General features: G+C 69.7%; 14 protein-coding genes. 8 read left to right on the plus strand and 6 right to left on the minus strand.

Translation table 11 applies throughout. The annotated features are described in order from the left end of the window. Positions 1–2: 2 nt before the first annotated feature. Complete coding sequence (locus MWU75_RS15680; RefSeq protein WP_247092542.1) at positions 3–2,261, minus strand: LuxR C-terminal-related transcriptional regulator; 2,259 nt, start codon at positions 2,259–2,261, stop codon at positions 3–5. 752 nt (positions 2,262–3,013) lie between these two features. Next, a complete protein-coding gene (locus MWU75_RS15685; RefSeq protein WP_247092544.1) occupies positions 3,014–3,460 on the minus strand; it encodes a DUF6069 family protein in 447 nt (148 codons plus the stop codon). 262 nt (positions 3,461–3,722) lie between these two features. Between MWU75_RS15685 and MWU75_RS15690 the strand changes: the two genes are divergently transcribed. Together MWU75_RS15690 and MWU75_RS15695 are read left to right on the plus strand one after the other, a co-directional pair. Then, positions 3,723–4,217, plus strand: coding sequence for a DUF1269 domain-containing protein (locus MWU75_RS15690; RefSeq protein ID WP_247092550.1), 495 nt, complete (start codon positions 3,723–3,725; stop codon positions 4,215–4,217). A gap of 141 nt (positions 4,218–4,358) precedes the next feature. After that, positions 4,359–6,992, plus strand: coding sequence for a LuxR C-terminal-related transcriptional regulator (locus MWU75_RS15695; protein WP_247092558.1), 2,634 nt, complete (start codon positions 4,359–4,361; stop codon positions 6,990–6,992). A 102-nt stretch (positions 6,993–7,094) separates the two neighbouring features. On the opposite strand, the gene MWU75_RS15700 is transcribed toward MWU75_RS15695, so the two are convergent. Further along, the gene (locus MWU75_RS15700) at positions 7,095–8,282 is read right to left on the minus strand and encodes an AI-2E family transporter (protein ID WP_247092560.1); all 1,188 of its coding nucleotides are present in this window, start codon (positions 8,280–8,282) and stop codon (positions 7,095–7,097) included. A 3-nt stretch (positions 8,283–8,285) separates the two neighbouring features. Beyond that, positions 8,286–8,840 (minus strand): DUF308 domain-containing protein, encoded by a 555-nt coding sequence (locus tag MWU75_RS15705; RefSeq protein WP_247092562.1) that lies wholly within the window; start codon positions 8,838–8,840, stop codon positions 8,286–8,288. Between the two features lie 148 nt (positions 8,841–8,988). Here MWU75_RS15705 and MWU75_RS15710 point away from each other — a divergent pair, with 148 nt between their 5' ends. From MWU75_RS15710 to MWU75_RS15720, 3 genes are all read left to right on the plus strand, one after another. After that, the gene (locus tag MWU75_RS15710; protein WP_247092564.1) at positions 8,989–9,615 is read left to right on the plus strand and encodes a hypothetical protein; all 627 of its coding nucleotides are present in this window, start codon (positions 8,989–8,991) and stop codon (positions 9,613–9,615) included. 86 nt (positions 9,616–9,701) lie between these two features. After that, entirely contained in the window at positions 9,702–10,463 is a 762-nt protein-coding gene (locus tag MWU75_RS15715; RefSeq protein WP_247092566.1) for an aromatic acid exporter family protein, read from the plus strand. 38 nt (positions 10,464–10,501) lie between these two features. After that, entirely contained in the window at positions 10,502–10,765 is a 264-nt protein-coding gene (locus MWU75_RS15720) for a hypothetical protein (RefSeq protein WP_247092575.1), read from the plus strand. Between the two features lie 10 nt (positions 10,766–10,775). Here the strand turns inward: MWU75_RS15720 and MWU75_RS15725 are convergent, their stop codons facing one another. Further along, positions 10,776–11,291, minus strand: coding sequence for a hypothetical protein (locus MWU75_RS15725; protein ID WP_247092577.1), 516 nt, complete (start codon positions 11,289–11,291; stop codon positions 10,776–10,778). 122 nt (positions 11,292–11,413) lie between these two features. Here MWU75_RS15725 and MWU75_RS15730 point away from each other — a divergent pair, with 122 nt between their 5' ends. The 3 genes from MWU75_RS15730 to MWU75_RS15740 are packed head-to-tail and all read left to right on the plus strand — an operon-like array spanning position 11,414 to position 12,998. After that, on the plus strand, positions 11,414–11,986 hold the full coding sequence (locus tag MWU75_RS15730; protein ID WP_247092579.1) for a nucleotidyltransferase family protein: 573 nt from the start codon (positions 11,414–11,416) through the stop codon (positions 11,984–11,986). Next, positions 11,983–12,237, plus strand: a complete 255-nt coding sequence (locus MWU75_RS15735; RefSeq protein WP_247092582.1) for a BON domain-containing protein — start codon at positions 11,983–11,985, stop codon at positions 12,235–12,237. Before MWU75_RS15730 ends, MWU75_RS15735 begins: the two co-directional genes overlap by 4 nt. Then, on the plus strand, positions 12,234–12,998 hold the full coding sequence (locus MWU75_RS15740; protein WP_247092584.1) for a metallophosphoesterase: 765 nt from the start codon (positions 12,234–12,236) through the stop codon (positions 12,996–12,998). Before MWU75_RS15735 ends, MWU75_RS15740 begins: the two co-directional genes overlap by 4 nt. On the opposite strand, the gene MWU75_RS15745 is transcribed toward MWU75_RS15740, so the two are convergent. After that, positions 12,985–14,250: a saccharopine dehydrogenase NADP-binding domain-containing protein gene (locus tag MWU75_RS15745; RefSeq protein WP_247092586.1), complete on the minus strand. Its 1,266-nt coding sequence runs from the start codon at positions 14,248–14,250 to the stop codon at positions 12,985–12,987. The genes MWU75_RS15740 and MWU75_RS15745 overlap by 14 nt on opposite strands. Between the last annotated feature and the right edge of the window lie 24 nt (positions 14,251–14,274).

Here is a 14,274-nt window from a genome sequence, read left to right on the forward strand (position 1 = left end):
CCTCACAGCAGGTTAAGCTTGCGAGCCGTCGCCAGAGCCTCACTGCGGCGCTTGGCCGAGAGCTTGACGTAGACGTTGGACACGTGCGTCTTGACCGTGTTCTCGCTCACGAACAGGTTCCTCGCGATGTCGGCATAGGTCGCCCCGCGGGCAAGTTCGCCGAGCACTTCCTGCTCCCGAGGACTGAGCGAGGGAGCAACCACGAGCTCATCGACCGAGCCCAGCTCCTGGGCCGTTGCGACGCGCGGACGCATGGAGGCGGCGATGCCCGCACTGCTGGCGCATGCCGCGCTGAGGTCGCGCGTCCAGGTGGTCCTGGTCCGGTGCAGGTCCTTGAGCAGGGAACCGACAGCGGTCCCGTGCGTGCTCCAGCCCAGGAAGGGGGTGACATCACCGCGCTGTTCAGCCAGGACGAGTGCCGCCTCAAGCAGACTCCTGGCTCGGTCCTGGTCTCCCCGGTAGTGGTAGAGCTGCGCGGCGCAGACCATGCTGGTCTCCCGGACGGACGGCTGCCGCACCGTGACCGACCGACTCGCCGCCTCATAGAGGTCGGCAGCACGCCGAACGTCCCCCTGGAGGTCTGCGAGGGCGGCCTCGGCCCAGAGGCTCTCACCGGTCGCCCCGCCGCGACGGAAGTCGCGCGAGGCTTCGCGGAGATGCTCCTGATCAAGGGTCAGGATGCTCAGTCTCGCCTGTTCGACCAGGAAGCCCCTCTTCAGGTGCTGCGGCAGGCCGAGACTCTCCGGAGAACGTTGAAGGAAGGACTGCGCATCCGCGATCGAACCCTGCAGGAGGGCCGTGCGCGCGAGCAGCATGCGCCGCCAGAACCGGCCTGCGAGATCATCGACCACGGCGCTGTTGATGAGTTCGCCCACCACAGCTGCAGCCGGGCGCTCGGCGGATTTCGGCTCCTCACCGTCGGCATCCGGCCGTGGCAGTGACTGCAGCCGCACGAGTGCACGCACAACCTCGGCCCGTGCAGCCACAGGTGAGTCGGGCTCTCCGGTGAGGGCCACCCCGGAGAGCACCTGTTCGGCCAGATCATGGGCTGCCCGGTCGCGTGACGCCATGAACTCGGTCAGCGCCAGGTGTGACCTCGCCTCGTGAGCGAGGCTGTCCAGCTGGGCGGCCTGACACTCGAGCACTGCTCGGTTGAGGTGCTCCTCGGCGTGCTTCAGGTCACCAGCCCAGTTCTCGATCACCCCCATCTCCAGCAGCACCAGTGGGAGGAAGTGCTCGTGCGCAGGGTGGGTGGCGTCGTCAGCGATCACCGTGCGGGCATGCTCCAGTGCTGACTCGCCAGACTGCGCACCCAACCGCGCCAACAGTAGACGCACACACGTCGTGTGCAGAGGTGAGATCGATCCCGGATGCGCGGCGTCATGGGCCAGAAGACGTTCGGCCCAGTGGACCGCGCTGGCCCGCTCCCCCCGGAGCCGCATGGCACAGGCGATGGTGGCCCAGGCGTGCGGCTGTTCGTCGACGGCACCGCCGCTGTGTGCCACGAGTTGGTCGAGAATTCGCCCGTCCTCCAGGGCCAGCACCTGCGGCCCATGGGTCGCGACGACCTCCGCGGCCGCCTCGTGGTCCCCGATCGCGAGAAGCCGCCGTAGGCCAGCCTCGACCTGCCCCTGCCCCAGTTGGAGCCGGACCGCACGCAGCACGGTGGAGCGGGCCAGCTGGACGTCGACCCCACCCGCAGCGAGGCGCCGCCGAGCCAGCTCAGCCATGAGGGGATGCAGACGGAACCGGGTAGCGACGCTTGAGTCATCCTCGGGGAACGGCCCCTCAGAGACCCGATAGACCAGAAAGCCGGTCCTCTCCAACGCCGAGAGCACCTCGCCGGCGCGTGGGTCTCGGGTCAGCTCCGTGGCGGAGGCGACCGTAACAACTCCCTCCATGGCGGTGCAGAGCAGGAGGTGCCTCTCGCGAGGCTGAAGTCCCGCGAACACCTCCTGCGCAACCAGGCCGGTCACCTCCATGCTCGAGCTGCGGAAAGCGCGCACAAACTCCGCCTCGTCCCGTGCAAGGGCACCGGCTCGGGCCGCCAGGACGACTGCCGCGCACCATCCGTGGGCGCGCTCCATGATGACCTGGCGAATGGCCGCAGCCCGCGACTGTGCATGGATCAGGATGAGCGACGCCGCCTCGCTGTCACTCAGCCTGAGCGCATCCCCGCGGATGACCGTGAGGTGTCCGAGCAGCTCGGGAACCAACCGGCTGATCGCCAGGTCCCATCTGGCCAGAAGGAGGAGCCGCATCGAGTGCGGCTCGCGGTTGAGACGCTGCTCGATCTGGCGAACGCAGGGTCCCGGAAGCAGGTGGGCGTCGTCGATCACGACCAGTTGAGGCGACGAAGCAGACTCCCCCGCAGCTGCCTCCAAGGCGCGCTCCAAGGACCTCAGACTGCAACCATTGCTCGCGTCCAGCCAGATCGCATGCTCCCCGGTCTCGCGGTGCTGAAGCCATCCGGCGACCCCCATCGTCTTTCCAGCTCCAGCAGGGGCGACCACCATCGTCACGGCCGCCGACGTGGCGCTGTCGAGAAGGCTCCAGAACTTTGTCCGCTGCACGTAGGCGCGCGGAAGCCAGGGGGACCCCGCCGTGGGCGGGCGGGGAGGGAACTCGCCGTTCTCGCTGGCGAGCGCCGCGTCCGGTGGTTCTTCAGCCAGGTTTTCTGTCGTCGACATTGAGCCTCCCCACGAACTCCACCCTTTCGCGCCGGCCCGGATGGAGGCCGCCTCTGAACGAGATGGTGTGTCCAGACAACCAGCATGCCGGAGATCGGCGCTCTTCGCCTCACCCCGCCGGGGCGACTCTGTGCACCGGGACGCCCGGCACTGTGCGGCCCCCTGCGCGGGCATCTGTTGGATCCCAGGCCTGGTCACCGAGAAAGCACCCACTCCCGGGTGAGTCGCCTGGGTTCTACCCGGTGCTGCAGAAACACTCACAGCGATACGAGCACGTCAGGGGTGCGCCACACAAGCACATCAGGAGTGGCGACACGAACACATCAGGAGTGCGATGTGCTGCGCGCGACCGCCGACACGAGCGTATAGATCGCGATGCCGAGCACACCGTTGAGGGTGGCGGTCGCGAGTTTCGCGTCGAGGTCCACGTCCAGGCTCAACGGCAGGACGACGCCGATCACGGTCACCAGGCCGACGATCCACCCAAAGAACCGCATCGGCCGTGGGGTGGTCCGGACCAGCAGGTGGGCGAGCGCCGTGGCCAGCAGCGTCGCGAACGCCGCCGCTCCGGCATATCCCATCAGCGAGGCGTTCCCCCACACCCCCGCTCCTTCCGGAGCGAGGATCGGGATGCCGAGGACACCCCTGATCAGCAGGATGCCGGTCACGGCAACCAACAGGGCGACCAGCGCCGCAGCGGCTCCGCCCATCCACAGCCGTGCCGCGTCGACCGAGCGCGGTCTCGATCCGGACGCCGTGGGATAGCTCATGGTGACTCCTCGTGCTCGTGCCGAAGACCTCAGCGAAGAAGACTGACGGTCCCGACCCTGCGGCACCCCTGTCACCCGACGCCTCCCCCACCCCGGGTGACCTTCCTGCGCGCCTGCTGGGTGACTGCGCCACCGCTCCCGGTGCCGCAGCATGGGCCATCAGGTGGCGTCCGGCCGTTCACCAGGAATGGGTGAGGCAGCCACCGTGCGTGCCGTTCCAGAGTGGGATCAACATCAACCGATCCACCTGAAGGAGAGAACCATGGCACAGCCAACGCTGACCGTCTGGAAGTTCGACTCACCCGATGGCGCACACCAGGCGTCCGAGACCCTGCAGGCGCTCGGCCGTGAGAACGTCGTGACGATCCACGATGCCGCAGTCGTGTCCTGGCAGGATGAGGCCAAGAAGCCGAAGACGAAACAGCTCACCTCGACGACGGCAGCCGGTGCTCTGGGAGGGACCTTCTGGGGCATGCTCTTCGGACTCATCTTCTTCGTCCCGCTCCTGGGAGCCGCCGTCGGGGCAGCGACGGGCGCCCTCAGCGGATCACTCACGGATGTGGGCATCGACGACTCGTTCATCAACAAGGTGCGCGATCAGGTCACCCCCGGAACCTCCGCCCTGTTCGTCATGACCTCGGATGCCGTCATCGACAAGGTGCGGGACGCCTTCACCGATCAGCAGCCCCACCTCATCTTCACCAACCTGACGCACGACCAGGAGGCGGCACTCCGCCTTGTTTTCCAGGACGAGTGAGGTGACCAAGCCAGGCAAGGCGTGCGAGGACGAGGTCAGCGGACGAAAGCGGATTCCGGTGGGCAACAGCGCTCGTCGTGAGTAGGCAGACTCCGCGGGTGTTGCCTGGGCAATAGCCTGTGTTGTGAGTAGGCTGCGCGAATGTTGTCCGACTCTCCGGGGGACCGCGCCTTCGTCACACCCGCCAGGCTGCGCGTCCCGAGCCTCTCCCAGGTGCTGGTCGGCCGCGACCGCCTGGTGGAGAAGGCGATCGGACACCGCCGCGTCACCCTCGTCTGTGCGCCGGCCGGCGCTGGCAAGACCCTCCTCCTGGCCGACTGGGCCACCCGCGCGCAGGCCCGGGCGGAGTCGGTGGCGTGGCTGTCCCTGGAGCCGCTCCTCGACCGGCCCTACGAGTTCTGGTCGGCGGTGATCGAGGCGCTCATGGTCTCCGGCCCCGAGACCGAGACCGCTCGGCTCGATGCCCTGAGCCCACCCAGGAACGGCGTCGAGCCCAGGTTCATCACCGCCCTGATCGACGTCGTGGTCGAGTGGGGATCGGCCTGCCTGGTGCTCGATGACGTGCACGTGCTGCAGGACGAGGACGTGCTGGCCGGCCTTGACGTCCTGCTCACACAGGCACCTGCCCAGTTCAGAGTCGTCATGGCAGGCCGATCTGAGCCAACGGTCTCGCTCCACCGTCTGCGCCTGGACGCATCGCTCGCCGAGGTCGTCAGCACCGATCTCGTCTTCACCGAGGCTGAGGCGGCCGACCTCTTCGCTGCGCTGGGGACCCGCCTCAACTCCTCCGAGGTGGCGCGTCTGGTCGCTCGAACTGAAGGGTGGGCAGCAGGTCTGCGACTTGCCGCCACGTCGGTCGAGGGGACAGAGAGCCCAGCGGCGTTCATCGCGGCCTTCGAAGGAGACCATCGAGCGGTCGCCGACTACCTTTTCGCCGAGGTGATCCAGCATCTCGCGGAGGACCTGGTCGAGTTCCTGCGAGCCACCTGCGCCCCCGAGGAGATCTCCGTCGAGCTGGCGGCACACCTGTCCGGGCGCGAGGACGCAGGAGAGCTGCTGGACCGCCTGTGTCGGAGCAACGCCCTCGTCGTCCAGGCCGGCGAGTCGTCCTGGTACCGCTACCACAGCCTGCTGCGTGGCTATCTCATGGCGGCCCTCCGGGGCCACGACGTCGACGCTCCACGCAGGCAACATCTCGCGGCTGCTCACTGGTTCGACCGGCACGACGAGCCGACGGTCGCCCTGACCCACGCCGCACAGGCAGCTGACGACGACCTGATCGGATCGCTACTCCGCAGGCACGGGCTGCGCATGGTCCTGTCCGGGCGGAGCGGTCTGATCCTGGACGCACTCGGGGACCGACCGAGTGCCCCTCTCTTGGCCGATGAGTCTGTGCGGGTCGCCGCTGCTCTGGCCGCACTCGATGTCGGTGATCTCGCCGCGACTGACCAGTGGCTGTCGAGGTTGGCGGTCACTCCCAGCACCTCCGACCCGCGGCTCGTCGCGATGCGGGCCTCGGCGATCGTCCAACGCGCCTTGCTGGGCGGTGACGTCGAGGGTGCACTGACCACCACCGGCATTCTTGATCTGGCAGAGACCGGCGAGGGGGACGTGGACCTGATCATGCTCGCCTACCGTGCGCCGGCCCGGATTCGCACGGGTGACTACCAGGGTGTCCTCCACGATCTTGAGCGAGCCCTGGCGCTGGCCCGCGCACATCGATACGACCAGTTCGTCCTGTGGACGTTGGCGCAGATGGCGGGGATCACCGGCGCGATCTGCGACATCCGCGCCTCTCGGGAGTGGGCAGAGTTGGCGATCGCGTTTGCGGAGCGCCGAGGCTGGGCGGACTCGCCCAGGCTCGCCTATGCCTACCTCATGGCGTCCTGGAGCTCGTTCCAGACCGGGGACCACGAGGCCCAGGCTCGGCATGCCGAGAACGGGCTCCTCGCCCTGGACGGAGTGAACAACGTCGAGGTGGAGGTCGGGGTCCGGTCCATGCACGCGGTCGCCACGTTTGAGGCCTCGTCCGGTCCAGAACGGCGAGCCGCTGCTCAGCAGATGCACGCCATCTGGGACGACCCGCTGGTCGACCAGGTGTCGCCCGCGCTCGTCAGCCAGGCGACACCGCAGGAGATCCGCCTCGCGCTCGGCGTCGGTCACCCCGAGTGGGCGGAGGTTGCTGTCGCGAGGATCCAGGAGCGGATGCCCGACACCGCAGAGGGTGCCGCCGCGCGGGCACAGCTGCTCACTGCCAAGGGCCGGGTCCGGGACGCGCTGATGGTCCTGTCGCCGGTGCTCGCGGGATCGCTCCCCGCGCACGCGCCGACAACGCTCGTCCATGCCCAGGTGCTCGCCGCGGGGCTCGAGGCTACGCAGGGCAACGATCACCGGGCATTTGACGCGGTGCGGGCCGCCCTCGACTGGTCTGCGCCCCAGAGCTACGTCCGGCCGTTCATGGACGCCTGGGCGGACATCGAGGCCGTGCTCGCGAGGCACCGAGGCCGGTTCGGGGCCGAGGAGTCCTTCGTCACCCACCTGTTCGAGCACCACGGGCCCCGGGACACCGGCCCCGCCCTGACGCAGACCCTGAGCACCCGGGAGCTCGAGGTGCTGCGGGATCTCCCCTCACTGCTGACGGTCAGTGAGATCGCCGAGGCCGAGGCGGTCAGCAGGAACACCGTCAAGTCCCATATCCGCTCCATCTATCAGAAGCTGGGCGTCGACAGTCGATCGGCAGCCGTGCGAGAGGCTCGCGACCGCGGCCTCCTGTGAGTCGCCCTGTCCCTGGACCCAGGCGCAGTATGACGACTGACTGAGATCCGGTGCCCGGGCCGCTGACCTGCCGCGGCCCACTGTGATCAAGGGCGCCAGGGATCAATGGCGCCAGGGCATGAAGCGGCTCACGCCCGTGGGTTTGGGTGGTGCGTCGGGGACGTCGGCAGGCTTCGGAACGGGTGCCGGTGGCACCAGGACGTCTGCCAGCACCTCGTACTTCCGGGTATAGATCTCCAGGAGGGCCAGGATCAGGGCCGCGGTCGGCACGGCGACAAAGGCGCCGGGGATCCCAAAGAGGGCCGCGCCCAGCATGACTGACCCGAAGGAGATCGCGGGGTGGACGTGGACCGCGCGGGAGCTGATCCGCGGGTCAAGGATGAGGTTCTCGACCTGCTGATAGAGCGTGGCGAAGATGAGGACGAACAGCCCCTGGATCGGCCGGTCACCGACCAGCCCGATGAACACCGGCAGCGCAATCGCGATGTAGGTGCCGACGGTGGGCACGAACTGTGCCACGACGCCGGTCCAGATGCCCAGTGGCAACCAGTAGGGCATGTCGATCAGCAGCAGGAAGACGGCGGTCGCCGTCGCCGAACACGCAGCCAGGGTCATGCGGGCCGCGATGTAGCCACCGGTCTTGGTGATGGCCAGGTCCCACACCGTCGCGACCACCTCCTGCTGCGCCGGCGGGAAGAGGCGCGAGAGCCACCGACGCAGACGCGGGGCGTCCGCCGAGAGGTAGTAGGTGAAGAACGCGAAGGTGAAGACCGAGAAGAAGCTCCCGACCAGTGTGGCGACGAAGCTCAGCAGTCCGCCCGCGACACTCGCGGCCACCCCGCCGAGGTCCAGCGGGCCACCCAGCAGATCCACCAGCCGGTCCGTGTCGACATACTGCGAGAGCAGCTGGTTGAGCTGGTCCACATAGCCCGGGATGCTCGCGGCGAACAACCTGATCTGCTCGGCCAGCATGCCCCCGAAGAGGTACAGAAAGATCGCGCCGGCGACCACCAGCGAGAACATCACCACCAGGGTGGCCCAGCCACGCGACATACTGCGCGACACCCGGTTCACCGCGGGCTCCAGCGCGAGGCTGGCGGCCCAGGACATCACGATCGTGCCCAGGACAGAACTGGCCTCGTCGAAGACGAACAGCAGCAGCCGGACGAGCAGGAATACCGCGACGACGGTCCAGGCGACCTGCCAGACGTTGCGCCGGTCCAGGAGGACGGTCCTGCGCGGGCCGGGCGGGGTCGACGCCGTGTCGACCCCGCTCTGCCCGCCTGCCACGCCTCAGCCCCCCGGTGTGGCGGGGCTGGGCTCCAGCGGGGCCAGCCGGAGCCGACCAGCCAGGATCATGGTGACGCCCTCGACCAGGACCTGGATGCCCAGCAGGGTGCCGAGCAGGGTCAGGGTCGCCGTCCCGGGGTTGAACAGGATCCACAACCCCAGCACGACGGACACCGCGCCGCTGAAGATCAACAGTGCACGTTTGTTCTCCTGGTCGAACGCCAGGAAGATCCGCACCAGACCGGTGGCCAGGAACATCGCTGCGGCGGTCATGGTGAGGGCCGCCGCGCTGGCGCCGAGGTTGCGCAGCATGATCAGCCCGAGCACCCCGAGCGCGACGCCACCGAGCAGGATCGACCAGGAGAAGTCCGACCTGATCCGGAGGAGGCCCGCCACGAGCATGGCTACCCCGCCCAGCAGCACACACCATCCGATGAGAACCACGGACACGGCGGTCGCCAGCACCGCGTTCCCCAGGATGACCAACGATCCGATGACGAGCAACGCGCCCAGGGCGATGTCCCACCCTGTCCTACTTCTCTGCAGCACCTCAGTCATGTGGAGCTCCTCGTGACTCTGCACCCGGTGCCTCCGGGATGTTCGACCCTAAACGGGCCCGGCGCCCTCAGAGGTCACCCGGTCAGGGTGATCCTGGCTCCGTCCGCCGGAAAATACGCTGCCGGGAAGGCAATGGGAGGTGTCGTAGATGAGCGAGGAAACGGTGGTCACCCCGCGTCGCAGTCTGCTGGTGGATGGCGCCACGATCTTTGTGCTCTCCATCACAGCGGTGCTGACTGCGTGGTGCGGCTTCGAGGCCTCAAAGTGGGGAGGCGAGATGTCGATCGCCTTCAGCCAGGCCTCCAGTGCCCGCATCCAGGCCGCGGCCGCCGAGGGGACTGCGCGGGACGCCCGTCAGTACGACCTGTCGATCTACACCCAATGGGTCCTCGCGGAGGCCGACGGGCGGGATGAACTGCGGGAGTTCATCGAGGAGCGGTTCACCCCGGAGTTCCGGACCGCCTTCGACGCGTGGGAGGCCGGGGGTCGGGAGCAGCTGGGGCCCATGGCGATGGCGGAGTACGTCCCGCCCGGCACGCAGGAGGCCGTGGACCTCACCGCCCGCGCCGACGCGAAGTTCGAGGAGGGGCTTGGGTTGAACGAGACCGGCGACCGGTACTCGTTGCTGACCGTGCTCTTCGCCTTGGTGCTCTTCCTGGTCGCCCTGTCCCAGCGCAACGTCGTGCCGTGGATGAAGTACGTCCTGCTGGGGCTGGGGGTCGTCATCGGGGTGGTCTGTGTCGGCATCATGCTGACCTACCCCATCCTGATCTGAGGTTGAGCACCTCGAGAATGCGACCCGCAGGCTGTGGGCCCTCGCCCGGCCCCGCGCCGGTCCCCTGGCTGCCGCACGATGAGGTGGTGGCCCCACAAGCTGCGCCCAGCAGGCTCAGGCGCGTCCTGCACCACCCGGTGACCGCCCGAGCGCTGAAGTCTGGCATCGCCGCGGGCCTGGCCTTCCTGGTGGGCGGTCTGCTCCCCGAGCCGATAAACGCCTACAACTACTACGCCGCGATGGGTGCGTTCAGCGTCGTCCTCCCCGCCCTCGCCGACTCGCTGCAGGCGGCGCTGCGCACCGTGCTGGCCATCATGCTGGGCATCGGCGTGGCGTTCGTCCTGCAGCTGCTGGCCTCCACGAGCTGGTGGGTGGTCGGGCTCGCGATCGGCCTCGCCGTGGTCGTCGCGGCGCTCCCGGTGCTGCGCAACGAGGCGAGCTGGGTGCCCCTCGTCGCCCTGTTCGTCCTGGCCTTCGGGGGCGAGGACCCGCGCCAGTTCGCCCTGGGCTACGTCGTCCAGGTGCCGCTGGGTGCGATCATCGGGATCTCGGTCAACTACGTCCTCGTCGCGCCCCTTCCGATCCACGACCTGGAGGTGGGGCTCCAGCACTACCGCCTGGCTCTCCACGATCGCTTCCGACAGCTGGCAACGGCCGTGGCGGACGGCGACGGCAGCGAGCCCCTCCCGACCTGCTCGACCACGTCGAGGGCCGTCGGGAGCAGCTGGCCAGCGCGCTGGCCCTCAACCACCGAGCCCGGCGTGGCAACCCGCACCGGAACCGCTATGCGCGTCTCGACAGCGACCTGCACGCCCAGACCCGCGCTCTCGAGCGGTGCGAGCTGCTGACGGAGACCGCCTCACTGGCCCTGGCCGACCTCAGCGGGGTGCTCGTCCAACCCTTGCGCCGGCCGCTGGCGGCGACCTTCGAGCACCTTGCTGACGGACTGGCCGGACCGCCGGGTGAGCCCGAGGCGGAGACGCAACGAGCCTGGCTGGAGGGTGTCCGGCACGAGGTGGCGGTCCTGCTCTCACGCACCGGTGAGCAGTCCGTCCCCGCCGCGCAGCGTGCCCTGGTCTCTGCGCTGGCCTACGCCGCGCGCGACGCCGCGGTGCGCCTGGACGACGCTCGCCGACTCCCCCTGCAGTGAGGGGCCACCCTCAGGTGCCGGGCTCCTCGAACGCCGGAACGGCGATCTCGCCGTGCAGCCGCTCCAGCAACCCGCTCTGCTGCGGCACCCGGTCCGCCAGCTCCTGGAACTCCGCCGGATCCAGTCCGAGGTCCCCGGCCATCCCCACGAGCACCTCCCACAGCCCGGCCTTGGCGTTGACCGCACCGCGCATCAGCTCGAGCTCCAGCACCGGCGTCATCGGGGAGCGCCGCAGCAGCCTGCCGTTGAGCTTGAGCCTGCCGATCTGCTCCAGCACCCGGGCCGCGACCTGCCGGTGCGCCAGTCGACGCAGCCCCAGTTCCTCGAGCAGGCGGACGATCCGTTGATACTCACCGTCGAGCTGGTCCGCCAGGCCGGGCAGCTCCGGCCCGATCGGGAGGTCGGCATGGGCCTCGGCCATCCGTCGGACCCGGGCCCTGCCGGCCTCCGCACCGGCCAGGTGGTCGTTGAGATAGAGCTCGAAGACGTCGGTGAGCAGGGCCGCGCGGGACCGGGAGAGCGTCATGCCACCATGCTCACCCGACCTCGGAGCGGGCGCTCGCCGAACCCGAGGTCCGCGGCCACCGCCATCCTGGCGAGCCACGGTCTGCGCTCGCGCACCCCCAGCGCCCCGCCCATGATGAACAGATGGGATCAGGCCAGGTGCAACCGATCCTGGACGCGCTGAAGACCGTTGCCGTCGCGTTCAAGGAGGAGTCGATCCCGTTCGCCCTGGCTGGAGGGTATGCCGTGTACGCCAGGGGTGGCGGTGACAGCCGGCACGACGCGGACGTCGTGATCTGCGGGGAGGACGTGCACCGGGCCCGCACCGCACTGCGGGGCCGGGAGCTGGAGGTCATCGACCCGCCGGAGGACTGGCTCTTCAAGGTCCGGCACGGCGGCGAGCAGGTGGACGTCATCTTCCAGCTCGCCAGCGGACCGGTGGACGCCGGGCTGCTCGACCGCGCCACGGAGCTGCAAGTGGACTCGGTCCGCATGCCGGTCCTGGCGGCGACCGACCTGTTGATCTCCAAGCTGCTGGTCCTGACCGAGCACTACTGTGACCTGTCGCCGATCCTGGCCCTCATCCGCAGCCTCCGGGAGCAGCTGGACACCGAGCGCGTGGACCGGGCCTGCGCCGACCAACCCTTCGCGCGGGCCGCGCTCGGGCTGGCCCGCGACCTGTCCCTGCTCCCACCACCCCACCAAGGAGCACCATGACCGACGACTACCACCTCAAGGACATCGAACGGCGCCTCGCTGAGGAGGGCGAGACCGCGGAGCTGGGCGTCCACCTGGACCAGCGCGGCGACCGGGTGTTCGTGACGGGTCAGGTCGCCAGCGAGGCCAGCCGGCGTGCCGTGATCGACCGCGTCACGGCCCTGTGCCCGGGCCACGAGGTCGTCGACCAGCTGACCTGTGCCGAGCGGACACTCGGGGACCCGCCCACGACCTCGGAGGACCTCCGATGATCCGGGTCGCCGCCGTCGGGGACGTGCATCTCGGGCCGGATCTCGCCGGCCGCCACCGCGCCGGCCTGCTGGACCTCTCCGCCCACGCCGACGTCCTGCTGCTCGCCGGGGACCTGACCCGGCACGGCACCGTGGAGGAGGCACGCATCGTCGCGGAGGAGTACCGCGACCTGCCGGTGCCCGTCGTCGCGGTGCTCGGCAACCACGACTACCACGACAACGCGGCCGCGGAGGTCTCCGACGAGCTCCGGGAGGCCGGCTTGCTCGTGCTGGAGGGTGAGGGGGTCGTCCTCGACCTGGAGCCGGGTCGGCTAGGGGTCGCCGGGGTCAAGGGCTTCGGCCTGGGGTTCGCCGGCCGCTGCGCCAGCGACTTCGGCGAGCCGGAGATGAAGGACTTCACCCGCACCGGACGCCGCAGCCGTGAGCTGATGACACAGGCACTCGCCGATCTCGCCGGCCAGTCCCCCGACGTCACCGTGGCCCTGACCCACTACGCCCCCGTGGACGAGACCCTCGTCGGCGAACCACCGGAGATCTGGCCCTTCCTCGGCAACTACCTGCTCGGACAGTCGATCGACGAGGCCGGTGCCGACCTGGCGGTCCACGGGCACGCCCACGCCGGCACCGAGAAGGGCAGCACGGACGGGGGTGTCCGGGTGCGCAACGTCGCCCAGCCGGTGATCCGGACCGCCTACGCGGTCTACGACCTGCACGTTGCGGCAGAGGTCCAACGCTCCGAGCACGCCGTCACGGGAGGGTGAGCGTCTCGAGGGTGAACCCGTGCGCACGGAGCCGCTCGACCAGTGCCTCACCGAGCCCGACCGCCGGGGTCAGCACGCCGGCGCCCGCCCCCTCCCCGGCAGCCAGCGCCAGGGCCGCCTGACCGAACATCACCGCGGTGCCCTCGTAACCAGGGTCGAGGTCGGCCCCGACCGTGGTCCGGTAGCGCGCGCCCGACTCGGTCCCCGCCGTGACCTCCATGGTGAACCCGCCCCGGGCCCGCTGCTCCGCCGCGGGTCCCTCCCCCGGCGCCGGTAGGACCCGGTCCAGCACCGCCCGTGTCGGACCGAACGCCAGCCCGGCACCCACGCCGCCCAGCGCGGCCATCGTGCCGAGGCCGCGCACCGCACCGCGCACGCCACGTCCGGTGTCCTGCAGCTCTCGATACCTGAAGTGCGGTCCGTAGCCACCCTCGGCCAGCGCGTGCGAGCGGCGGACGATCGGGCCGTTGAAGCCACCCATGAAGAAGGGCACCCGCCACCGACCGGTCACCGCGTCCTGGCGGACCGGGCCCAGGCCCCTGCCCCGCACCGAGGGAGTATGCCGTGGGGTGGCCGACGGCGCAGCCTCCCCCTCTCCCCTGCTCCGCCGGGCGCCCCCACCCGACAGCGCCTCCCGGTCCGCCAGCACAGCCTTGGCGTCCGCGTCGCCCCGGCTCGCGATCACCTGCTGACGCATCGAGTCGATGGTGCCGCCGGACAGTCCCCCGCGCAGGCGCCGGACCACCAGCTCGGTGTCGGTGAGGCCGCCGGCACCGTCCTCCTGCGCCCGCTGCGCCGTGAGCCAGACGCCCAGGTCGGAGGGGACCGAGTCAAAGCCGCAGGCGTGCACGATCCGGGCTCCCGACATACTGGCGCGGTCGTGCAGCTCCTCGATCGTGCGCCGCACGAAGAGGACCTCGCCGGTCAGATCTGCGTAGTGCGTGCCCGCACCGGCACACGCGGCGACCAGGGGGAACCCGTAGCTGGCGTACGGCCCGACGGCGGTGGCCAGCGCGGTGGTGCGGACCGCCAGCGCGCGGGCCGCGTCCGGATCGGTGGCATCCACCTCGATCAGGGGCCACCGGCGGGCGTGCTCCGGCAAGGTGTCGCGCAACTGCTCCAGGCGCGGGAGGGACCGTGCGGCCAGGGCGATGCGTGCCCCGTCGGGCGCTGCCGTGGCCAGGTGGGCGGCTGTTAGGCGTCCCACGAAGCCGGTGGCGCCCACGAGGACGAGGTCGAGCTCGGGTTCCATCTCACCATCGTCCCATCGGGGCCG

This window comes from Ornithinimicrobium sp. F0845, assembly GCF_023015765.1.
In the GTDB taxonomy this organism is placed as follows: domain Bacteria; phylum Actinomycetota; class Actinomycetes; order Actinomycetales; family Dermatophilaceae; genus Ornithinicoccus.